At 43.7% G+C, this 23,358-nt stretch carries 18 protein-coding genes and 8 tRNA genes; 18 read left to right on the top strand and 8 right to left on the bottom strand.

What is annotated here, in order from left to right; genetic code table 11:
• The first annotated feature begins 13 nt into the window (after nucleotides 1–13).
• Nucleotides 14–1,429: a hypothetical protein gene (locus O4M77_RS10910; RefSeq protein ID WP_166139297.1), complete on the top strand. Its 1,416-nt coding sequence runs from the start codon at nucleotides 14–16 to the stop codon at nucleotides 1,427–1,429.
• Nucleotides 1,430–1,486: 57 nt separating this feature from the next.
• Here O4M77_RS10910 and O4M77_RS10905 read toward each other — a convergent pair whose 3' ends face one another.
• The 4 genes from O4M77_RS10905 to O4M77_RS10890 form a co-directional block, all read right to left on the bottom strand.
• Nucleotides 1,487–3,205: a proline--tRNA ligase gene (locus O4M77_RS10905; RefSeq protein ID WP_166139295.1), complete on the bottom strand. Its 1,719-nt coding sequence runs from the start codon at nucleotides 3,203–3,205 to the stop codon at nucleotides 1,487–1,489.
• Between the two features lie 96 nt (nucleotides 3,206–3,301).
• Complete coding sequence (locus O4M77_RS10900) at nucleotides 3,302–6,409, bottom strand: efflux RND transporter permease subunit (RefSeq protein WP_166139293.1); 3,108 nt, start codon at nucleotides 6,407–6,409, stop codon at nucleotides 3,302–3,304.
• Between the two features lie 18 nt (nucleotides 6,410–6,427).
• Nucleotides 6,428–7,555, bottom strand: a complete 1,128-nt coding sequence (locus O4M77_RS10895) for an efflux RND transporter periplasmic adaptor subunit (protein ID WP_166139290.1) — start codon at nucleotides 7,553–7,555, stop codon at nucleotides 6,428–6,430.
• Nucleotides 7,556–7,606: 51 nt separating this feature from the next.
• Complete coding sequence (locus O4M77_RS10890; protein ID WP_159123370.1) at nucleotides 7,607–8,251, bottom strand: hypothetical protein; 645 nt, start codon at nucleotides 8,249–8,251, stop codon at nucleotides 7,607–7,609.
• 283 nt (nucleotides 8,252–8,534) lie between these two features.
• Here O4M77_RS10890 and pilG point away from each other — a divergent pair, with 283 nt between their 5' ends.
• From pilG to O4M77_RS10860, 6 genes are all read left to right on the top strand, one after another.
• Nucleotides 8,535–8,918 carry a twitching motility response regulator PilG gene (gene pilG, locus O4M77_RS10885; protein ID WP_180011986.1) on the top strand — a complete coding sequence of 128 codons (384 nt, stop codon included), beginning with the start codon at nucleotides 8,535–8,537 and terminating at the stop codon, nucleotides 8,916–8,918.
• A 25-nt stretch (nucleotides 8,919–8,943) separates the two neighbouring features.
• Nucleotides 8,944–9,312 carry a response regulator gene (locus O4M77_RS10880; protein WP_004784985.1) on the top strand — a complete coding sequence of 123 codons (369 nt, stop codon included), beginning with the start codon at nucleotides 8,944–8,946 and terminating at the stop codon, nucleotides 9,310–9,312.
• 5 nt (nucleotides 9,313–9,317) lie between these two features.
• The gene (locus O4M77_RS10875) at nucleotides 9,318–9,854 is read left to right on the top strand and encodes a chemotaxis protein CheW (RefSeq protein ID WP_159123371.1); all 537 of its coding nucleotides are present in this window, start codon (nucleotides 9,318–9,320) and stop codon (nucleotides 9,852–9,854) included.
• A gap of 46 nt (nucleotides 9,855–9,900) precedes the next feature.
• Nucleotides 9,901–11,970: a methyl-accepting chemotaxis protein gene (locus O4M77_RS10870; protein WP_166137678.1), complete on the top strand. Its 2,070-nt coding sequence runs from the start codon at nucleotides 9,901–9,903 to the stop codon at nucleotides 11,968–11,970.
• Between the two features lie 167 nt (nucleotides 11,971–12,137).
• The gene (locus tag O4M77_RS10865) at nucleotides 12,138–16,655 is read left to right on the top strand and encodes an Hpt domain-containing protein (protein WP_166137675.1); all 4,518 of its coding nucleotides are present in this window, start codon (nucleotides 12,138–12,140) and stop codon (nucleotides 16,653–16,655) included.
• Complete coding sequence (locus O4M77_RS10860; RefSeq protein WP_004784978.1) at nucleotides 16,656–17,114, top strand: hypothetical protein; 459 nt, start codon at nucleotides 16,656–16,658, stop codon at nucleotides 17,112–17,114.
• Nucleotides 17,115–17,174: 60 nt separating this feature from the next.
• On the opposite strand, the gene dapE is transcribed toward O4M77_RS10860, so the two are convergent.
• From dapE to O4M77_RS10845, 3 genes are all read right to left on the bottom strand, one after another.
• Nucleotides 17,175–18,311, bottom strand: a complete 1,137-nt coding sequence (gene dapE, locus O4M77_RS10855) for a succinyl-diaminopimelate desuccinylase (RefSeq protein WP_004784977.1) — start codon at nucleotides 18,309–18,311, stop codon at nucleotides 17,175–17,177.
• Between the two features lie 123 nt (nucleotides 18,312–18,434).
• Entirely contained in the window at nucleotides 18,435–18,584 is a 150-nt protein-coding gene (locus O4M77_RS10850; RefSeq protein ID WP_004784975.1) for an entericidin A/B family lipoprotein, read from the bottom strand.
• A gap of 115 nt (nucleotides 18,585–18,699) precedes the next feature.
• A complete protein-coding gene (locus tag O4M77_RS10845; RefSeq protein WP_004784973.1) occupies nucleotides 18,700–19,575 on the bottom strand; it encodes a DUF1853 family protein in 876 nt (291 codons plus the stop codon).
• 88 nt (nucleotides 19,576–19,663) lie between these two features.
• On the opposite strand from O4M77_RS10845, the gene O4M77_RS10840 reads away from it, so the two are divergent.
• From O4M77_RS10840 to O4M77_RS10790, 11 genes are all read left to right on the top strand, one after another.
• Nucleotides 19,664–20,101, top strand: coding sequence for a YbaN family protein (locus O4M77_RS10840; RefSeq protein ID WP_125278257.1), 438 nt, complete (start codon nucleotides 19,664–19,666; stop codon nucleotides 20,099–20,101).
• On the top strand, nucleotides 20,098–20,610 hold the full coding sequence (gene elsL, locus O4M77_RS10835; protein WP_159123377.1) for a cell wall-recycling L,D-carboxypeptidase ElsL: 513 nt from the start codon (nucleotides 20,098–20,100) through the stop codon (nucleotides 20,608–20,610). Before O4M77_RS10840 ends, elsL begins: the two co-directional genes overlap by 4 nt.
• A 510-nt stretch (nucleotides 20,611–21,120) precedes the next feature.
• Nucleotides 21,121–21,196 (top strand) — tRNA-Val (locus tag O4M77_RS10830).
• Between the two features lie 30 nt (nucleotides 21,197–21,226).
• Nucleotides 21,227–21,303: transfer RNA gene (locus O4M77_RS10825), tRNA-Asp, on the top strand.
• A 49-nt stretch (nucleotides 21,304–21,352) separates the two neighbouring features.
• Nucleotides 21,353–21,429 (top strand) — tRNA-Asp (locus O4M77_RS10820).
• Between the two features lie 21 nt (nucleotides 21,430–21,450).
• Nucleotides 21,451–21,526, top strand: a tRNA-Val gene (locus tag O4M77_RS10815).
• Between the two features lie 13 nt (nucleotides 21,527–21,539).
• Nucleotides 21,540–21,616: transfer RNA gene (locus O4M77_RS10810), tRNA-Asp, on the top strand.
• Between the two features lie 30 nt (nucleotides 21,617–21,646).
• A tRNA-Val gene (locus tag O4M77_RS10805) sits at nucleotides 21,647–21,722 on the top strand.
• Between the two features lie 23 nt (nucleotides 21,723–21,745).
• Nucleotides 21,746–21,822 (top strand) — tRNA-Asp (locus O4M77_RS10800).
• Nucleotides 21,823–21,923: 101 nt separating this feature from the next.
• Nucleotides 21,924–21,999 (top strand) — tRNA-Val (locus tag O4M77_RS10795).
• Between the two features lie 70 nt (nucleotides 22,000–22,069).
• On the top strand, nucleotides 22,070–22,531 hold the full coding sequence (locus O4M77_RS10790; protein ID WP_004784968.1) for a DUF2750 domain-containing protein: 462 nt from the start codon (nucleotides 22,070–22,072) through the stop codon (nucleotides 22,529–22,531).
• A gap of 17 nt (nucleotides 22,532–22,548) precedes the next feature.
• On the opposite strand, the gene O4M77_RS10785 is transcribed toward O4M77_RS10790, so the two are convergent.
• Entirely contained in the window at nucleotides 22,549–23,343 is a 795-nt protein-coding gene (locus O4M77_RS10785) for a YdcF family protein (RefSeq protein WP_166137690.1), read from the bottom strand.
• Nucleotides 23,344–23,358: the final 15 nt, after the last annotated feature.

Below are 23,358 nucleotides of genomic sequence, written 5' to 3'. Positions count from 1 at the left end.
AAGGGATGATTTCATGAAAAAAATAATATTGAATAGCTTGATTGTCACTTTAATGGGCCTTAGTCAACAGGCGATGGCAATGACAGCCTTAGACGATGAGGCTTTATCGGCAGTTGATGCACAGGCCTTATTAAATTTGGAAAATGCTTATGATTCATCACAAGGGATTAACTTCCATAAGCTAAGTATTGAAGCTTTAATGGAACTGAACATTAATATCAAAACTTTGCAGCTCGGTTGTGGTGGAACGAATAACAGTATTGGGAATACTAATGGCTGTGATATTGATATTTCTAACTTGGCATTGAGTGGCTTAAATACCAGTCTTGATGATAAGGGTAACCCTGTCTTTTCAGGTGACCGTGCTAATACCAGTGCCAGTGTGAGTAATCCCTTTGTTGAGTTTGCAATTAAAAATGGTGGAAGTGCTTCTACCCGTGAAGTGGTCGGTTTTCGTCTAGGTGCAGATAAAATTGTCGGACTCTTAACCATGGGGACTGACAACATCGAAAATCCGAATGATGGCCTCAAAAGTTTTAGTGGTTATATGAAAATGGCGCAAACCACTGGTGAGTCTGTTACAAAAGCGGGAACCTTTGGTATTGCAAATGATGAAAAAATCTCAGGGAATCTAAAGGCTTTAGGACAAACACGTACTTTTACCAGTAAGCCAGGTGCTGATGGCCATACCGGGATTACAGTCCCTTCCATGCGGGTAGACTTTACTATGCCAGAAACTGTCGTGACTGGGCAACGCTTAAAGTCAGCGACTGTAAGTAATATCCGTTCTACTATTGCTTCGATTCCATTAGCAAAGGCTTTAACGGGTTCAACTTTGCCAAGTGATGTGATTGGTACACCAGATTTTTCAAAAGATAAGCTGTATGTAGAGTTTGATCCATTAATTGGATTTCTTAATTTAGGAACACATTCTTTCTTTCAAATGGGTGCTGGTTCAAGTCTGGATAACCTGAATATGGACATCACCTTTGTCCAAGCTCTGAATATGATCCATAATATTCCATTAAATGGTACAGGCGGTTATTTGTCTTTACAGAGTCAGAATGTGCATTGGCAAGGTGCGGACGCGGCTGATATTGCCAAACCAGGTTGGTGGCTATCTTTTAAAGACCCGATTCAACTGGGTGTATTAAAAACTACAGATGAAGTTGATATTTCATTCGTGTTACCTCAGGTAGCAACTGCTATTTCTGAATTTCTTTTACGTCCTGAAAACTTGATTGATGTCAGTGTGGGCGAGGCTTTAGGGTCTCTGGCGAATGTCGCGGTGGTGCGTAAATTGAATATTGATGTGGGTAAATTTACTAATTATGTAGATGGTACTCCTGCAACTTTAACCTTAATGGACAAGCTGCTACAAAACCAGAATGTGACCTCAAACTGCTTTGGCGGACATAAGTTCTGCTAATTCAGACATATAAAAAATCCCGCTCTAGGCGGGATTTTTTGTGTTCGTTAGAAAATATTATTTCGCAATTTTTGCCAGTAGTTCTTCTTTCGAAAGATTTACTGATTCTGCATCACGGCGACCTTTATATTCAAAAGTACCTGCATCCAGACCTTTTTCACCAATCACAATGCGATGTGGAATACCAGTCAATTCAAGATCAGAGAATTTCACACCTGGACGTTCATTACGGTCATCAAGCAGTATGTCAAAACCAGCAGCTTGCAGTTCTGCATATAAGCTTTCAGCAGCTTCTAAAGTGCGAGGTGATTTATGCGCATTCATTGGCACAATTGCCACTTCAAATGGAGCGATCGCAGCCGGCCAGATGATGCCTTTTTCATCGTAATTCTGTTCAATTGCAGATGCTACGACACGTGTCACACCGATACCATAACAACCCATCGTTACAGTGAATGGTTTGCCATCTTCACCTAAGACTTTACAGCCTAAAGCTTCAGAGTATTTTTTGCCTAACTGGAAGATATGACCTACTTCGATACCACGTTTGATTTGAAGTGTACCTTTACCATCTGGAGAAGGATCGCCTTCAACCACATTACGCAGGTCATAAACTTCGCTAAACTGCGCATCACGTTCCCAGTTCACGCCAGTTGCGTGCTTGTCTGCTTCGTTTGCACCTGCAACAAAGTCAGACAGTACAGAAGCAGCACGGTCAACGATTACTGTTAGGCCTTTTTCTACTAAACCTTGCGGACCTACAAAACCAGCAGTCAAACCTAGTTCAGCAAGTTGAGCTTCAGTAGCAAAAGCCAAAGGCGCAGCAATTTTTGGATGCTTTTCGGCTTTAATTTCATTCAGTTCATGGTCACCACGAAGGAACAGGGCAACGACAGGAGCTGCTTTACCTTCTTCAGCTGCAACGCCTTGAACCAGTAATGCCTTCACTGAATGCGCAGGATCAGTACCAAGGAAATTGGATACATCAGCAATGGTTTTCTGATTCGGAGTATCAACTACTTTCAGTTCTTGAGCCGGAGCAGCACGTTCGCCCACCAGAATCGCTTCAGCCATTTCGATGTTAGCCGCATAATCAGATTCAGTTGAGAAGGCGATATCATCTTCACCACTTGAAGCCAAGACGTGGAATTCGTGTGAACCTGAGCCACCAATTGAACCGGTATCCGCTTGTACTGGACGGAAATCCAGACCTAAACGGGTAAAGATCTTGCAGTACGCTTCGTACATTTTGTCGTAAGTTTCTTGCAGAGATTCCTGATCCGCATGGAAAGAATAGGCATCTTTCATGATGAATTCACGTGAGCGCATTACGCCAAAACGAGGACGAATTTCGTCACGGAACTTGGTTTGAACCTGGTAGAAGTTTGCAGGCAGTTGTTTGTAACTTTTTAGCTCATTACGTGCCAGATCAGTGATCACTTCTTCATGTGTTGGGCCAAGCACAAAGTCATTGGTATGACGATCTTTAAAACGTAATAGTTCAGGACCGTATTGCACATAACGACCAGATTCTTCCCAAAGAGAAGCTGGTTGAGTCACAGGCATCAAGACTTCGAGTGAACCTGCGTTATTCATTTCTTCGCGAACGATCGCTGCAACTTTATTTAATACGCGAACGCCCATCGGCAGCCAGGTGTACAAACCTGAAGCCAACTTACGAATCATACCGGCACGAAGCATCAGCTGATGTGAAATAACTTCAGCATCGTTCGGGGTTTCTCTCAACGTTGCAAATAAAAAGCGACTCGCGCGCATGGAAACTGTCCTAAAAAATTAAGCGTTAAAGCAGAGATTATACAATAAAAAATGAGGCGAACATTCTTGAATGTCACCTCATTGTGATGGTTTAAATTATGCCATGATTTTACGGGCTTGGCGCAGCATAAAATTCTTAAGGTCATCCAGGTAAGTGAAAATCACTGGAACCACGACCAATGTCAGCAGGGTGGAGGTAATTACCCCGCCGATCACGGCATGTGCCATCGGTGCACTTTGTTCACCACCTTCACCTAAGCCCAGAGCGAGCGGCACCATTCCCATGACCATGGCACTGGTGGTCATCAGAATTGGACGTAAACGGGTTTTGCCGGCATTCAGAATCGCATCATAACGGGCTTCACCCCGATCCATGGCTTTCTTGATGAAGTCGATAAGCAGAATCGCATTTTTGGTCACCAGGCCCATCAGCATAATAATACCGATAATTGAAAACAGATTCATGGTCGAATTAAACAGGAATAGCGCCAGGAATACACCAATTAATGACAAGGGTAATGAAGCCATAATGGCAGCAGGGTGAATAAAGCTGTTGAACTGGGAGCCGAGTACGATATAAATGAATACAATTGACAGGGTAATCGCAGTCAGCGCATAACCAGCGGATTCTGCCATATCAGCATTGGCACCTTGGGTATCAAAACTATAACCCGGCGGCATGTCGAAACTATCCTGAAGTCTGCTGATATCGGTACCGATGTCACCTGCAGGGCGTCCAGAGGTATTTGCTTCAACCAGTACCTCACGCGCCAGATCTCGACGATTAATCTGAGAAGCTCCCATTTTTTCTTCAAAATTAGCAACGCTAGAAAGCGGGATCAAAATCGGCTGATTATTGCCATCCATTTTAGATGAAGTGATATACATATTTTGCAGATCACTTGGCAAGGTACGTCGGTCTTCGGTCAGGCGTAAGTTAACATCATAAGTTTCACCTTTTTCATCCTGCCAGGTGGTGACATCATCGCCGGCAATCAGTGGGCGAACCACATTGGCAATTTGATTGACTGACAAACCAAGATCACTGGCCAGAACGCGATTGATCTGTACACCTAAGGTCGGTTTTGGCTCTTTCAGTGAGGATTCAAGATCGACAATGCCATCAATTTTAGCCATCTCGACCATAAAGCGATCGGAAATCTTCTGTAGTTCATTCAAATCAGGGCCTTTGATTGAAATCATAATCGGCTTTTGGCCACCCGATACGGTTTCATCCGCGGAAGCGACTGAGGTAATGGTAATGCCGCCCACAGATTGTAAACGTTGACGGAATTCATTATTGAGATCATTCAAGCTTTTCTCGCGTTCAGTCCGCGGAGTCACAGTGACACGTAAGCTGACATGGTTTTTACCGCGATCGGTCACACCATTAATTACGCCGTAAGTTGCACGTACATCAGGATGCTGACGTACAATTTTATCGACCTGCTGCAGTTTGGCTTGTGAATATTCCAGTGAAGCATCGACTGGAGTTTCAAACTTGATCCGGATTTCACCCTTATCCGGGACAGGTACGAACTCGGTACCAATCAGTTTCGACAGGGCTAGAGCGCCAAACAAAGACGCCACTGCAATTACAATAGTAATGAATCTAAAGCGTAAAGCTAGTTTCAATAGCTTTTCATAGACATGACTTAAATTGTCTAATTTGCCTGAAATCCAGTTAAAGAAACGTTTAATTCGACCTGGCTTTTTATTGGGATCTTTTTTCTTTTCTGCCCAATGCGCAGATAGCATTGGATCTAGAGTGAAGCTAACAAACATGGAAATCAGAACGGCGGTACTCACCGTTACACCGAACTGATAGAAGAAACGGCCAATGATTCCGCCCATAAAGGCAACAGGCAAGAATACCGCGACAATGGTCAGTGTTGTTGCCAGAACGGCAAGGCCAATTTCTTTGGTGCCGTCCAGCGCGGCAGTGACATGGTCTTTACCCATATCGGTATGCCGTACGATATTTTCCCGTACTACAATTGCATCATCAATCAGCAAACCGATACTTAAAGACAGGGCCAATAAGGTCATCATATTGATGCTGAAACCAAAAGCCCAGATAAAGGTCAAAGTTCCGAGCAATGCAATCGGTAAAGTGAGGCCAGTAATGACCGTTGAGCGGAAAGAACCTAAAAATAATAGAACAATCAGCACAGCAAGAACCGCACCCTCAATAATGGTACGCGCAACATCACCAATGGTGCCGCGGATACTTTTTGAAGAATCCACCACAACTTTTAAGGTGGTTCCTTGTGGCAATTGGGCTTTAATGCTTTCAAGAGTTTTGTAGGTACTGTCTACTACTTCAATAACATTAGAATCAGAGCTACGCAGAATGTCGACAGCCACTGCAGCCTTGCCATCCAGAAATGCACCAGTTTCAAGTTCTGCCTGACTATCTTCAATTTCTGCGACCTGTTTCAGAAAGATCGGTGCACCATTTTTATTGGCAATGACCAGATCGCCAAAGGCGAGGGGATGCAGGACTTTGGAATTGATCTCAATCACCAGTTCCGAGTTGCCAGATTTTAATGTACCGCCCGGAACTTCGATATTTTCAGATTTCAGAGTATTAATGACGCTATCCACGCCAATGCCAAAAGCTTGCAGTTTCTGTGGTTCAACCTGAATACGAATCTGGCGCTGTGCATCACCGAGCAGGTTGACTGTACCTACACCCGGAACAGTCCGTAGTTGTGGAACAATGCGCTGATCCAGATAGGAGCTTAGTGCTTTTAAGCCCATATTGTCAGATTCAAATACGATCGACATGATTGCATTGGCAGTCGGATCATAACGCTCGACGACTGGCTCCTGAATTTCATCACGGAATTCAGCGGTGACTGAAGCAATTTTGTCACGGACATCCTGTGCTGCCGTGGTTGAAGGCACTTCCAGATTGAATTCGGCCGTAATCATCGACAGGCCTTCACTGGATTGTGAAATCACCTGTTTTAAACCGGAAATAGTATTGATCTGGTCTTCGAGTTTTTTGGTAATTTCCGATTCAACAGTTTCTGGAGAAGCACCTGGATAATTCGTATAAATTACGACAAAGGGGAAATCGACATCCGGAAATTCTTCCACACCCATGCGCTGCCAGGAAGCCAGTCCAAGTACCATCAAACAGAACATCATCATAATAGTGAAGACGGGATACTTCACACTAATTCGGGTAAACCACATATTAATGATCCTGTCTGATTAGTTGGAACGCACTGTCACTGGCTTGTTGAGATCTGCCTCGGTAAATGGAATGCGACTGACCTGATCACCTGTTTCCAGACCTTGGATCACTGCAGTATTCTGGTTATAGCGCTGTTCAAGAACCTGAACATTCACTTTAATAATTTTGTTCTGGCGAATAACCCAGACATAAGGTTTATTCTGGATATCCTGAATGGTATCGAGGGGAATAATCTGACCAGAAACTTGTTGAGAACTCAGAATATTGCCTTCAACAAAAGAGCCAATACTTAAAGAGGGAATACTTTCATTTGGTCTGGCGAAGAATTCAATCTGGCGACTAGCCTGATCAGCAATTGGAGATACCCGGCTAATAGCAGCGGTAAATGTGTTTGGATTGCCCTGAATCTGGTATTCAATTTTGCTACCTAAACGCAGACTGGACTGCATCTCACTCGGGACACGGGCCTGAATTTCCAGTTGATTTGGATTTACGATTTCAAACAGGGTTTGTCCGATCGCCACGGTTTGACCGGGCTCAACCTGACGCTGGGTGATCACGCCACTAATCGGGCTGGTGATAATGCCATCACGATCGGCTTTTACGGCAATATCGACATTGGCTTGCTGTGCGCGGACATTTTCAACCTGGGCCTGATAGTCAACCTGACTTTGCTCATATTCAACTTTAGAAATAAAGCCTTGGTCGAGCAGGCGCTTTTTGCGCTGCATCATGTTACGCGCCTGATTGGCCTGTGCCTGGGTAGATGCCAGATTGGCACGGGCCTGAGCCAGACGTGCGGCATTGTCCTGATTATTTAAGCGAACCAGTACCTGACCTTTAGCTACATTGTCACCGACCTGAGCATTAACACTGGTGGCAGTGGCCGAAACCTGCGCTTGAATACTGCTTTGGTTGACTGCGCGAATAGTGCCGGTAAATGCGGATTTCTGGATTGAAGTACCTGTTTTTACAGCTACCAGATCCTGAAGAATTAGTTCAATTGTTTTGGGACTTTCGGCTTGCGGTGTAGATTCATTTTTATTGCAGCCGCTTAGAAAAAGACTTAAGCAAAGTGCACTCACCATCAATACAGAGCGCGAAGAAGGGGTCTTTGAAATATGAAAATGCTGTGCAAATGGCATATTAATCCTTTTCACTTGTGGTCGTTTAAAGCAACAACAAGTTATTTGTGTTTATTCAAGTGCTTTTAAACGGGCAATAATTCTGTCGTATTCCGCTTCCATATTTCGATAGCGAGTTTGTAAAGATTGAATATTTTCTTTTTGAGAAATCAGGTTTTTCTGGTTGTTTTCAAGGTTGGCTTTCAAAGATGCCGGGGGATTATTGCCTTTACGTAAATATTCACGTTCTTGGCGTAAAAACATAACCCGGTCTTGCTGCAACTGTTTCATCTGCTCTTGCTGAAAGGCAATCTGTTTTTTAAGTTGGCTCAGACTTTCATTCTTTTTTTGTAGAGCAACATGGCTATTGGTATAGGCACGTTTCAGTTTCTGGTCTTCTGCAATGCGCTGAGCCTGCTGGGCACGTTGCGGCGCCTGTTTAATATCTTTATCGACATTATAAGGACGTGCACGTTTAATGACCTGCATATTCTGGTCAAGTGCCTCATATCCATAGCGGATATGGTTGGGGGTAACGTTAGTGCTGATATTGGCCACACCTTTATTATCATAATAGCGGTACCAGGTGGCTTTTGGTGGCTGGTTAGTTGAGGCATAAGAAATGGTGACCTGAAGAAAAAGTGTCACTGCAAATATGAATCGGCCAGTCATTTTATTTTTATCAATGAAAGCAAGTTTTTCTGAAAACTGACTCATCATTGGCTCCCCAATTGAAAGTTGACTAAATTACTTATTTTAAAGTAATAATAATGCTATATTAGACTCAAATTCACGAATTAAAAACTACCATCAGTCAAAAAAAAAGCAATGACAAAATAAAAATGTGAAATGGTTAATGAAAATCCGCCATTTATGCACACTTGTGTAGAAAATGTTCATTGATAATACAAGTGGATTTGTGTTAAAAATGTTTATCGATCGTAATAAAATAATCCTATGAGCCTTATGGCGCATCGTTTCTAAAATGGGAAGGGTCAAAATGGACGATAAATTCCAAAATCTAAAAGTTATGGTCATTGATGACTCAAAGACCATTCGTCGTACAGCAGAAACTCTTCTACAGCGCGAAGGATATGAAGTCGTGACTGCGGTAGATGGTTTTGAAGCTTTGTCAAAAATCGCAGAAACCAATCCGGATATCGTATTTGTAGACATCATGATGCCTCGTCTAGATGGTTATCAAACTTGTGCATTGATTAAAAATTCTCAAAATTATCAGAATATTCCTGTGATTATGCTTTCGAGTAAAGATGGCTTATTTGATCAGGCCAAAGGTCGTGTTGTTGGTTCGGACGAATACTTGACTAAACCTTTCAGTAAAGATGAATTGCTTAACGCAATCCGTAACCATATTAGTGCTTAATAATTGATTTTTTAGGGGAATTGGCATGGCGCGTATCTTAATCGTAGATGACTCACCGACAGAAACATTCCGTTTTAGAGAGATTCTTTCTAAACATGGCTTTGAGGTGATTGAAGCATCCAATGGTGCAGATGGGGTAACCATGGCTCAGGCTGAGTTGCCAGATCTGGTATTGATGGATGTGGTCATGCCAGGCGTGAATGGCTTCCAGGCAACACGTCAAATTGCACGTGGTGCAACCACCAAGCATATTCCGATTGTGATTGTAAGTACCAAAGATCAGGCCACTGACCGCGTTTGGGGTAAACGTCAGGGCGCCGCAGATTATCTTACAAAACCGGTAGATGAAAAACAGTTGATTGAAGTGATTAAGCACCACCTCAACGCAGGATAAGCTCTATGGCAGCAAATGGATTTATCGAATTGCTTCGCATTGCGAAACGGGGAAATAAAAACTACGTTTCTAATGAAAATGAAGTCAACCGATGGTCAGGCATTGCTTTTGAGATGATGGGGCAATATTTTGTTGCCCCGCTGGGGGAAGTATCCGAAGTGATCTATCCTCCAAAATATACGCCAGTTCCTAATACTCAATCATGGGTTTTAGGGTTGGCCAATATTCGGGGAAGGTTATTATCAGTTTCTGATTTGACTCAATATGTATCAGGACAGAGTAGCCAGTTTTCACCGACTCAAAAAGTATTATGTATTCACCATAATGACCAATATGTCGGTTTGGTTGTTGATCAAGTTTTGGGTATACAACATTTTAATAAGAAAAGTTTTTTTTCTAAAACAACTGAATTGGATAATAACTTACAAGAATACTGTCAGGGATTTTTCCACCAGCATAACCAACAATGGCATGTGTTCTTATTCAGTCGTCTGTTGCAAAATCCAAAATTTATGAACGCATCTATAAAATTTATAAATTAAACGTCGCGCACGAAAGTAATAAAGACGTAAATCGGGGAGAGGCTGCATGGGCTTTAAACTTAAAAAGAAAAATACAGGTGAAGGTAGCCGCAAAAGTGGCAATACTTTTTTATCCAAGATTCAATCACAAACAGATCAGTTGTCACGTGTATTTGGTGATAGTGAAAAGTCTAAACCGTTTATTTATGGTGCAGCCGGCTGTCTGTTAGCAGCAACCATCACTTTATTGTATCTTTTCTACAGTGTGCCACGTGCCAACCAGCTGACACAAAGTCTGGGTGATTTACGTCTGCTTTCACAAACCATTTCTCGTCAGGCGACTGAAGCAACGGCTTCTGGTACACCTGAGGCGATGAAAAACCTGACAGATTCTCAAAAAGCTTTTGCTGAAAACCTTGAGACTGTAAAAAATATTCACTCCAATAATGAAGCGCTACAAGCAGTAGATAAACAGTGGACAGAAGTGTCTTCTAGTATTGACCTGATTGCATCGCAACAAAAAATCATTAACCAGTTATATGACACCAACATTGCGATTGGTGAAGCGATCCCGGGGATTCAGGCCGAATATAACTTGATGGTCGACCAGATGGCGCGTCAAGACATGCCGTCTAACCAGGTGGTTATTGCGAAAAACCAGGTATTTATTGCGGAACGTATTTTACGTTCGATCAGTTTGGTATTGACCGGTAACGACGGTTCACGTGAATCAGCGGATGACTTCAGTGCCGATACCGAAACTTTCGGTTCATACTTAAATGCACAGTTAAACGGTTCTGCTGAACTGGGTGTACAACGTATTACTGATCCTAACCTGCGCGAGTCTCTAGAAGGCATCAAAGCGGAATATGATGATGTACTTGAATCAGCATCTGCGACAATCCTGAAAAACTCTGCGCAAATCGTAAAAGTACGTCAGGCATCTGCATCAATTTTCTCGCAATCTGATGCCCTGCTCGATAACCTGAACAAACTGTCTGGTAACTCTGGTCTGAAAACAATCGTTCCAGCGGTTTTGTTAATTCTGTTATTGATCGGCTTCCTGCTGTGTGTATTCCGCCTGTTAACCCTACGTGGTGCATCAGATAAACAACGTGTAACCCGTCTTCAGGAAGAATATGACCGTAACCAGAATGCGATTTTACGTTTACTGGACGAGATTGCTGACCTTGCGGATGGTGACTTACGTTCATATGCAACAGTATCGGAAGACTTTACCGGTGCGATTGCCGACTCGATTAACTTCGCGATCGACCAATTACGTGACCTGGTATCTCGTATTACCGAAACTTCTCAAGAAGTTGCGCAATATACAGCGACAACTCAAAGCATTACCAACCAGTTAGCAGAAGCATCTGAACACCAGGCACAAGAAATTGCCGGTGCATCTGCTGCGATTAACGAAATGGCGATGTCCATTGACCAGGTATCTGCCAACGCGGAAGAATCTGCAGTCGTTGCGGAACGTTCAGTACAAATTGCTGCAAATGGTGCAGACGTTGTACACCGTTCAATTGAAGGTATGGATACGATTCGTGAACAGATTCAGGAAACGTCGAAACGTATTAAACGTCTGGGTGAATCTTCACAAGAAATTGGTAACATCGTCGCCCTGATTAACGATATTGCCGACCAAACGAACATCCTGGCTTTGAACGCAGCGATTCAAGCGTCGATGGCGGGTGAAGCTGGTCGTGGTTTCGCCGTGGTAGCGGATGAGGTCCAGCGTCTTGCGGAACGTTCTGCATCTGCAACTAAACAGATTGAAGGCCTGGTAAAAACCATTCAGACCGATACCAACGAAGCCGTAATTTCAATGGAACAAACCACAGCCGAAGTTGTACGTGGTGCGAACTTGTCTAAAGATGCCGGTGTGGCACTAGATGAGATTCAGAACGTATCGAATAACCTGGCAAAACTGATTGCAAACATTTCCGATGCTGCGAAACTTCAGTCAGCATCTGCAGGTCATATTGCGACCACGATGAATGTCGTACAGGAAATTACTTCACAAACTACGAGTGCAACCTTCGATACAGCACGTTCGGTATCTGAATTGGCGAACATGGCCGATGCATTACGTGAATCTGTATCTGACTTTAAACTACCCGAATAAAGTCAGAAAGTATGAGGGGAGTGTGCCTTAACCCAGGTTGAGGCACATTCAGAAATACAGATAAAGCCTCGACAAGATGGACCTAACTATTAAGGATAGGTCTCGCGTGACGGTCACAATTAAGTTTGAGCGCCCTTCTTGGCGGCACAACGTAAGAAGCATTAGCTATGAAAGAAATATTAAAAAATTTAGTTGAAACGACAACGCTTCCTGAAGACAGTTATCTTGATCAAGATGCAGAAATTCTTGAAATTTTTGTCGAGGAAATCGAAGAAATTTTCGTTGAGTTAAATGCTTTATTTCCAGAATGGTTGAGTGATCCGGCTCATCAGGAAAACCTGAAAACCATTCGCCGCCATTTTCATACCCTGAAAGGTTCAGGCCGTATGGTGGGGGCTAAATCTGCGGGTGAAATTGCATGGGCAGTGGAAGATACCTTAAACCGGGTACTTTCAGGTTCGATCCAGTTAACGCCTACGATTCAACAGTATGCCAAAGCTGTACTGAATATTTACCAGTTTACTTTATATCCAAAATTCAAACAGGTGCAGGAACTCGATGTTGACCTGCGCCCAGTCGTGCTTTTAGGTCAGCAATTACAACAACAAATGACACCTGAACCGGCTTTAGAAGAACTCTTGCAACTGGCAGACAGTCTGACTGCCGAAGGCCAGATCACAGGTCTTGAGCTAGGTGATTCGGCTGAAGATCAAGATACAACTGCAGCAATAGAAATAAGCACAACAGAATTTGAGCTTGAAGAAGCTGATAGTGAAGATGCTGCACGTAGTGATGTAGAAGAAACCGTGGCGATCTTTATCGAGGAAGCGGAAGAGCATCTCGAAACGATTGCCAAGTTCCTGCGTAGCGAAAATGAAAAAGTGCAGGATTATAATGCATTGATTCGTGCTATTCATACTTTGCGCGGCAGTTCGTCCATGGCACAGATCGAAGAAATCTTCGAGGCCAGCTCTAAAGTAGAACATCTGTTTAAAACACTGCTTCAGGATGAAATTGCATCTACCTCAAAAGAAACTGCTGTATTAATCCAGTATGCTGAATTTGTCAGTGACTATCTGCATTTGTTACGTCAGGGTGATAGCAGCAAACTGGCAGCAGTGTATGCGACTTTTGAGCGTGTCTGGAATGATTATGGCTTCGCAGCCACTGAAACGGAAACAGTTGAAACCCAAGGTCTGGTGACTAAGCTGGTTGAACTGGAGATTGACCTGTTGCTGGATGCCGAATTTGAATTCGATAAACGGGCTAAAGTCGATTATCCGGAATATATTCAGGCTTTAAGCGAGCAGGCTGCCGAGCTGCTTGCACATACAGATAACCGTGCCGCACTGGGTATTCATGAGTTTACGACAGATTTAAAATCTGCTTATGATGCCTTGCTGGAAAAACCGGTACTGCTGAATAGTGATTATGCTTATGAGCTGTTTGCCCAGGCACATCAGGAATTCATTCATTTATTCGATACCCTAGCAGCAGGCCAGCGTGTCATTCTGAATGATGATACGCAAAAAACCTTGAGTGAACTGGCTGCATTTGTACAGCAGGACCTGGAAATCTTTGCCGAAGACAATATCCCTGCTGAACAAGTATCAGAAGAAATTTCTATTCCTGAAGCTGCAACCACAGCCAGCATTGACTTTGCTGCTTTAAGTCAGCGTATTGCTTCTGATCGCCAATACATTGACAGCGCAGAAACTCAGCGTGATTTCGATGAGGATCTACTGAATATCTTCCTCGAAGAAGCAGATGAATTACTGGTGGGTATTGATGAAGATCTGAATACCTGGAGTAAGAAGCAGGATGATACGACTTCACTTAACAATCTGATGCGTCATTTGCACACCTTAAAAGGTGGTGCAAACATGATTACCGCTTCTCATATCGGTTCGATCTCGCACGAACTGGAAAGTATTTATGAGCGAATCATCCGTCAGCAGATTGCAGTAACGCCTACTTTGATTCAAATCATTCGTCTGGTGCAAGATAACGTTTCTGACCGTATCCAGTCGATCCGTGATGAAGGTATCGATTATCCAGCGGTTGAAGCAATTTCGATTCTGCAAAATATTCAGGCATTGGTGGCTGGTCAAGCTGTTGCAGCTCCGGTAGAAACATCGATTCCTGTTGTCGAGTTTGAATATGCAGAAGCTACTACTGAATCTGTAGAGACAGTAGATGATGCACCGGAAGAGATTGCATCAGAAAATACAGATTCAGATCTAGAGCCAGCTTTAGGCTTAGAAGATGAACAAGTTGAGCTTACTGAAACAGAAACCTTAACTGAAGCAGTTGAAGTTGTAGCAGAAGAACGCTCTGAAGAAGATGAACTGAAGTCGATTGTTGAAGAAACCTTCCTGGAAGAATCAGAAGAGATTCTCGACAATACCGAAAAACTGCTGAACCAATGGTTTGATCAGCGTAGTGACCGTAGCTTATTGCTTCAATTACAACGTGCTGCCCACAGTATCAAGGGTGGTGCGCGCATGGTTGAAAACGAAAAGGTGGCCAGCATTGCGTATGAACTGGAAACCACATTCGAACAGTTTGCGGTATATCACTTTAACTCGAATGCTTATGATGGCCTGCTGCAAAAAACACTGGCTTGGTTAAGACAAGCGATCTTCCAGCATGACTATAGCAATTTTGAACAGATCCAAAGCAGCCTGAAAAAGATTGCTTATGTGGATGTTACTGCGCAGCTGCCGGAACGTTTGGCTAAAACAGAAACGCTGGTCACAGAAAATAGCTTCGAGTTTGTCGAAGGTGATGGTACTGAGCCACCACGTATGATGGGCGAATGGGTTGATACCGGTAATACCGATACCAGCCACGAGATGATCCGTATCTCTGCTGATCTGGTTGAGAAGATGATCGACCTGTCAGGCGAGAATGCAATTAACCGTTCGCGTATCGAGATGGATTTGGGTCAGCTCGGTAATACTCTGAACGAGATGGAACTGGCGATCAAGCGTCTGGCGGATCAGTTGCGCCGAATGGAAGGCGAGCTAGAATCTCAAATTATTGCCAAACACGGTTCAGAAAACTCGCGTTATGCAGACTTTGACCCACTGGAAATGGACCAATATTCGTCCCTGAATCAGTTGTCCAAGTCGTTAGCGGAATCTGCTTCGGACTTGGTTGACTTCAAGAGCACTCTATCTGACAAGATTCGTGAAACTGAAGGTTTGTTATTGCAACAATCACGGATTCAGGCCGAGATTCAGGAAAGCCTGATGCGTACTCGTCTGGTACCGTTTGACCGGATGTTGCCACGTTTACAACGTATCGTACGTCAGACTTCTACGACTTTGAACCGTCCAGCTGAATTGATTGTTCAGAATAGTGAAGGTGAATTAGACCGTAATATTCTGGAACGTCTGGTAACGCCATTCGAGCATATGCTACGTAATGCGATTGACCATGGTCTGGAAGATACAGCAGATCGAATTGCCCTGAATAAACCAGAAGTCGGTTCAATCCTGTTGAATATTAGCCGTCAGGGTACAGATGTCATCGTCTCATTTAGTGATGATGGTAAAGGTATCGATGCTGAGAAGATTCGTGAGAAAGCACTGAGCCAAGGCCTGATCAAAGAAGATCAGACGCTGGATTCGGAAGAGCTACTGCAATTCATTTTCCATCCAGGCTTCAGTACTGCTAAATCTGTAACCCAGATTTCAGGTCGTGGCGTCGGACTGGATGTAGTACAAAGCGAGATCAAGTCGCTGGGTGGTCACGTATCTGTCAGCTCTGAAGTCGGCAAAGGCACAACCTTCACTATTCGCGTACCGACGACTGTAGCGGTCAGCGATGCCTTGATGGTAAAAGTGGGCGATCAGCAATACGCCGTTTCTCTGGCGCAAATCGACCGTATTGTACGTATTGCACCATCTACTCTGGAAACTTACTTCAACAGTAAAGACGATTTCTTCAAGATTGATGGCGTTAATTACAAATTGCGTTACCTGTCTGAGTTCGTATCGAATCAGCCAATTCCTCGTCTGAATAATGTGGCGCATTCATTACCAGTATTGCTGATTAAAGGGAATAGTGGTCAAACTATTGCCTTGTTAGTCGATCAACTCGTCGGTTCACGTGCACAGATCGTGGTGAAACCAATCGGCCATCAGTTCGCCAATATTGGTGTAGTGACCGGTGCGACAATTCTCGGTGATGGTCAGGTCTGTCTGATTCTGGATGGTCAGAATATTGCTCGTCAGATCCATGGTACGCAGCGTGTGAAACACATGCAGGATCAACGCGATGGTTCACGTTCTGGCAATGCTCGCCGTCTGGTAATGATCGTGGATGACTCGGTGACTGTACGTAAGGTGACCTCGCGTCTACTTGAGCGTCAGGGCTATGATATAGTCACCGCCAAAGATGGTGTAGATGCGATTGAGCAGCTTGAAAATGTCCGTCCGGATCTGATGCTGCTGGATATTGAAATGCCGCGTATGGATGGTTTTGAGGTCACGAACCTGGTTCGTCACCACGATATTCACCGTGACCTGCCAATCATCATGATTACTTCACGTACTGGTGAAAAACACCGTGAACGTGCTTTCAGTCTGGGCGTAACCCACTACATGGGCAAACCGTTCCAGGAAGCTGAATTACTGGCGAATATTCAACAGTTAATTGCTGAAAAACAGGGGTCATAAATGAGTCAGAATACGACTAATGCCAAAATGGCTGATCAGATAAGTCAGCAGGAACTTCAGCATTTAATTACGGTATCTACCGGATTTATTGATGCTTATATTATTGACTGTCACGGCAAAGATCCAATGCTGTTACCACAAAATATTGTCCTGTCTGCACTGGATAGTGATACCCAGGTTAAAGTGGTTGAGTGGCATGATGCGCAATTACCGGTTTATGCAGTTAATGATCCTACACGTAAAAGTGGTGTGGCGCTGGTGATTGAAGGAGATGAGGTGCATCAGCGTTTTGCCCTGATGTGTAATGAAATGCCGAAAACCATTCGTCTGCGTATTTCTGAAGTCGTCGATGCTGATCAGCAAGTGACTGACCCCGCAGTATTCCAGTATGTGCGTATGGGGGATCAGTTATTTCACATCCCGCAAATGGGTTATATTCAGTCTTCAATTGGCTTGTAATTCATTACAAAGCACATAAAAAAAGGAACTCTTCTGAGTTCCTTTTTTTACATCTGGTGATTAATTGGCTAACAGGTTCACCAGAATCTGCTCATAAATTTCAGCCAGTGGTTCAAGGTCTGCAATATCGACATGCTCATTAATTTGATGGATTGTGGCATTCAGTACACCGAGTTCTAGGACTTGTGCACCGGTAGGCGCAATAAAACGACCATCTGAGGTGCCGCCTGAAGTTGATAATTCAGTTTCAGTACCAGTCACAGTTAAAATGGCATCTTTAGCGGCATTCACCAGCTCACCTACTGGTGTCAGGAATGGCAGGCCAGATAAAGTCCATGAAATATCATAGTCCACACCATGACGATCCAGAATTTCAAGCATACGTGCTTTTAGTTCTTCAGCAGTCACTTCAGTTGAATAACGCCAGTTGCAGAGCAGGTTCATCGTACCTGGAACAACGTTGGTTGCACCGGTACCGGCATTGATATTTGAAATCTGGAAAGACGTCGCAGGGAAGTATTCATTGCCATTATCCCAGACTGTTTCGCAGAGTTCGGCAATGGCTTTAGATGCTGTATGAATTGGATTCACTGCAAGATGCGGATAAGCTACATGACCTTGTTTGCCTTTTACAGTCAAGTTGGCATTCAATGAACCACGACGGCCATTTTTGACAATATCACCCAGTTTGTTGGTACTTGATGGTTCACCTACCAGACACCAGGTAATTTTCTCGTTACGGGCTTCCAGAGTTTCAATCACTTTTACCGTACCATTGATCGATGGACCTTCTTCATCTGAAGTGATCAGATAGGCAATTGAACCTTTATGATTCGGATATTTTTCGACAAAACGTTCAGTGGCTACAACCATCGCAGCCAAGGCGGTTTTCATGTCGGCACTACCACGGCCATATAGCTTGCCGTCACGAATTTCTGGCGCAAATGGGTCAGAGTTCCAGGCATCCAGGTTGCCGGTTGGCACAACATCGGTATGGCCAGCAAAACAGAAAACCGGGCCTTCAGTACCTTTACGCGCCCAAATATTATCAACATCTTCAAAGCGCATTGATTCAATATTGAAACCCACCTTCTTCAAACGTTCTGCCATGATATTCTGGCAGTCATGATCAATAGGGGTCACAGAAGGCTGACGTAATAATTGCAGGCTTAAATCAAGAGTCGCGGAAGATGTCATACGATGGATTCATAAGTCGATAAATTTGTCGGCTCTATGATAGGCGAATATGGCCTGTAATGTGAATGTTCTGCATAAAAAAACCCTATCTGAGATAGGGTTTGTGGAGAAGCTAGAAAGAGTTTAGTTTTGACGGATTTCTTCAGAAGTTTTTTCTGCAGTGCCTGTTACAGCTTCGCCTGCTTTAGAAACGTCTTTACCCACACCTTTGACAGTGTTACAGCCAGTTAAAACAAAAGCCATTACCAATGAAGCAGCAAGAATTTTTTTCATCATCATCTCCGTATTATCGATAATAAAATTATTATGATGTGGAACTAAGATTAGAAAATATACGACATAAAAAATATGTGGTTTTCATAGTGCTTCGGTTAATAAATGTAATGTTTTAAAAGGGTTTATGCGCAGGAAAGGGTAGTAGAAGCGGGCTGCGATACATATAAAAATCCTCTTGATCAGCCTTTTTATAAAGTCCATTTGTCCACCAATAGGGACTTGAACTGCTGATCTGCGCATTAGGATAAATCCATTCATGACGTTGTAAACGATAGAAGTTAGCCGCTGGGTCGGGAATCTGCTGACCCCATAAGCCTATGCGACGTTGGGTATTGACCCAGTCAGGTAAGGTCTGATCTGCACGATGTACTGGAAGATAAAGCTGGCCTTTTAACATGCAGAAACGCTGCTCAATCTGCTGATCCAGAGCCTCATCAAACTGAAACTGTTTCTGGGTAAAATGCTTCATTTTACGGATTAAAGTATCGGTGCGGTTTAGGCCATACCAGTTTGGCAGGCTAAAATCGGCTTCTGCGAGGTAGTATTTCAGCGCCACTTCCCAATGTTCAGTCAGACCAGCCTCTGTATTGAATAACAGAAAATCCAGTTCACCCAGTGTTTTAGCGCCGTCAATTTTCTGAATGCTATGACCTAAAAGCTTATAAGGATGATAGGCATCATCCAGCAGCCAGAACCAGACCAGCATTTCAAAGCGCAAACCCAGCCGGGTGCTTTTAAGCTGCTGCACGAATTGCTCCAGCTCTTCTGGATGCCGGTCCAGATATTTCAGACGTGGATGATAATTTTGCAGGTGATGTTGCCAAGTCTCAGAATCATGTAAGTCAAAAGCATGGACGACTTCAAGTTCGTCTGGAATTTGAGACAGAAGGTTTGGACTACCGACAGCAAATGCCAGTTGCCGCACCAAAGGATGCTGATAATATTGCCATGCTTCTACAAGATGATGATTTAGACTGGAAAAGGGCATAGCACATCCTGTGAAAAGTGCACAAATACAACGGACAGATTTTAAAAACACTTTATACTACCCCTAATTTTGTGGGTAGGACCGATTTATGAAAATATTGTTTTGGCGAAGCCTGGTCGTACTATTTGTCGTACTGGGTTTTATCGGCGCAATCTTGCCCGGCATGCCAACTACAGTATTTTTAATTCTGGCGGCTTGGGCGGCATCCAAAGGCTGGCCACAGATGGATGCATGGCTGCTGAATCATCCAAAATATGGTCCGACTTTAAGAGCCTGGCGTGCCAATGGTACTGTGCCACGCAAGGCCAAATGGCTGGCCAGTATCATGATGTTCATCAGTGGCATTATCATGTTATTTACGACAGCACCGCTGGCAGTCAAAATCTTTACTGATGTGACCATGCTGATTGTGGCGATCTGGTTATGGCGTCGACCCGAACCAGTTCAGGACATAATCCATCCAGAACACATGGCCACAAAGAAAGTAGAACTAGAAACTATCAAGACAGAGAAAGAGAAGTCATGAGCCATTTGCAGCTGGATCAGGCAGAAATCCTGATTGATCTCGCCCAACAAAAACTATATTTGCCAAAATATAATAAGCAGTACCTGATTTCTACGGGTAAGAATGGCATAGGTGAAGCAGAAAATAGTGGCAAGACGCCTCGTGGATGGCATAAAGTCGCTGAAAAGTTTGGCCAGCAGACACCTTTAAATAGTGTGTTTATTGCCCGTCAAGCGACAGGTGAAATTTATAATGCAGAACTGGCACAGCAATTCCCGCAGCGAGACTGGATTCTCAGCCGGATCTTATGGCTAAGTGGGCTTGAAGAAGGTTTTAACCAGGGCGAGGGTTGTGATACTTACCAACGTTATATCTATATTCATGGTACGCCTGATTCTGAGCCGATGGGTATTGCAATGTCACATGGCTGTATCCGCATGCGGAATACGGATGTGGCCGAGCTGTTTGAACTGGTGAATGAAGATGCACTGGTCTATATTTCAGAACAGCCTTTGAATCTGACTGTTTAAATGACTTAAATGACATAAGAAAATTTGTGGATGATTTAAAATTAATTGAAATATCTTCTATTTAAATAAGGGAAAGTAGATGAGGTCATCGATCATCTATGTACTCTACTTTTATAGACAAATAGAGTTAGAAACAGGATTTATAGCCCGCCAATAAAAGTCATCAATTTGTTCTTACAAGGCTGCAAGCTCTTAAAATAAAGATTATAGGATCACAACGTTGCGGTGAGCTAGGCTTTGTATAATCTTTCAGCAATACTGAAGTCTGTTGCATGTTCTGGTCTCAATTTTCATGAGTAAAACCGTAAAAATCCGGCTTTTAGTTTCACAGAGTATCTTTAAAAAATCGGTATAGACTTAAAAAATAAACAAAAAGTGTTGTTTTTTTTAACAATCAACCTATTTTTTAATCACTCACACCGAAAAAGCAGAAAACAGTCAGAAAAGCGTTTGACAGTCTGTGAAGATTCTCTATAATGCACCTCATCAAGCGATGAAGTCGATTTGAAAGGGCGCTTAGCTCAGTTGGTAGAGCGTCTGCCTTACAAGCAGAATGTCGGCGGTTCGATCCCGTCAGCGCCCACCAAGCTTCTTTCAAAGTTGAGACACTTATAGTGCAGCGGTAGTTCAGTTGGTTAGAATACCGGCCTGTCACGCCGGGGGTCGCGGGTTCGAGTCCCGTCCGCTGCGCCACTTTAAGTTCTTGATGAATCGTTTGCCACAATAGCGACATTGTGTAAGTGCAGCGGTAGTTCAGTTGGTTAGAATACCGGCCTGTCACGCCGGGGGTCGCGGGTTCGAGTCCCGTCCGCTGCGCCATTTACATGATAGACCTTTTGAGGGCGCTTAGCTCAGTTGGTAGAGCGTCTGCCTTACAAGCAGAATGTCGGCGGTTCGATCCCGTCAGCGCCCACCAGATTTTTTGTGATGCAGCGGTAGTTCAGTTGGTTAGAATACCGGCCTGTCACGCCGGGGGTCGCGGGTTCGAGTCCCGTCCGCTGCGCCATCCTAAGAATCAAACAGTTTGACCCTTTAAGGGCGCTTAGCTCAGTTGGTAGAGCGTCTGCCTTACAAGCAGAATGTCGGCGGTTCGATCCCGTCAGCGCCCACCATATCTTCTAAAGATATACGCGATGCAGCGGTAGTTCAGTTGGTTAGAATACCGGCCTGTCACGCCGGGGGTCGCGGGTTCGAGTCCCGTCCGCTGCGCCATTTTTCATTCCCTGATGTGGAAAATGTGTTTCAAAATCCAAGACTACGCGCTACGCTTGTCTTGCATCATAAAAAATAACGATGTTATTTTTTACTCTTCAGGGCGCTTAGCTCAGTTGGTAGAGCGTCTGCCTTACAAGCAGAATGTCGGCGGTTCGATCCCGTCAGCGCCCACCATATCTTTCTTGCCTAAATCCTGAATATTTCATAGAATTTGAAGTCTATAATAATTTGAAGATTTCAGACTATGAGAAATCCATATCAGCGCAAGGCAGCGATCAAATCGCAAAATACCGCCTACGATCCGCTACAAGTTTATAAAAATTTTATTGAAGCTATTGTTGCCCAAGGTGGCATTTTTGCACTTTACCAAGAGGGCTGGGCTTTATGTGCCACGCCGACAGGACAGCGAGCTTTCGCGACCTGGCAAAGCAAAGGTCTGGCCAGACTACTCATTAAAGATAACTGGGCCAATTACCAGATTCAGGAAATTACCCTCAAAGATTTTGTTGAAAAGGTCATTCCTTTCTTACGTCAGGAAAGCACTATTGTGTCATTGGATCTGACACCGGAAGGGCAGAATATTCTGGTTGCGCCTGAAAAACTTTTGCTGGATCTTAAAAACTACCTGTATCAGGTCTATGTACAGAAACCTGAACTATTCAAAAATCCAGCGATCCCTTCGCCAAGGCATATCCGTTTAAATTAATTTAGTGTTTAAGTCACTTATTTAAATAGTGAATATTCATTGAGCAGCCAGCCACTCAAAAAGGCAAAATATTCTCTTAACCAGGAGTTATAGCGCAGATAAAGGGGAGTACTGGCACTCAAACTAATCACTTGCTGATAACCTTGGTGTCTGGCAATGGCACGAGCACGAGGACTATGAAAATCACTGGTTGCAATCGCAACAGGATCATTTTGACTTATATTTTGTTGTTCCAATATCACTTGAGAATACATCAGGTTTTGAGCAGTACTTCTGCTTCGATCTTCAAGTTGGATAGGATTGATGAGTTCTGGGTAGGTGGTGTGGATATAGTGTTGCATGACTTCAGCCTCACTTTGCCTTTCCCGATAATTACGCCCACCTGTCATAATCATTAAAGCATCTGGATAGTGTGCTGCATATTTAGCTGCAGTATCCAGACGGCTTTTTAAGATGGGTGAGGGCTGTCCATTCGTAATCCCGCTGCCTAAAACCAGAATAGCGGCAGGAGGCTGTGTAGATTCATTTGAATGAATGGACATCTGGATATAAGCGAAGAAGATTGCGACACTGATTATCCAGAGTAGAAATCCGGCCCAGAGGTTGTTCCAGAACCAGATTCTAAATCTGGAATGCTGTTTCCAGCGTTGAATGCCTGAAAAGAGCAGAGCATACAGGATCAGTGCTACGCTAATGAAAATTGGCAAAAGAACACCGAAATGTCTTTGTCCCTGACTTATTAACCAGAGGCTGTTTATGCCAAGGATCAAACCAAAGATCAGGCTGAGACTTCGTTTAAGTTGGCTGGATATTTGGATACTCATATT

The sequence above is a fragment of the Acinetobacter sp. YWS30-1 genome (genome assembly GCF_033558715.1).
Taxonomy (GTDB): Bacteria; Pseudomonadota; Gammaproteobacteria; order Pseudomonadales; family Moraxellaceae; genus Acinetobacter.
The sequence above is the reverse complement of the archived record's forward strand: the minus strand, read 5'-3'. Positions and strand labels throughout refer to the sequence as shown.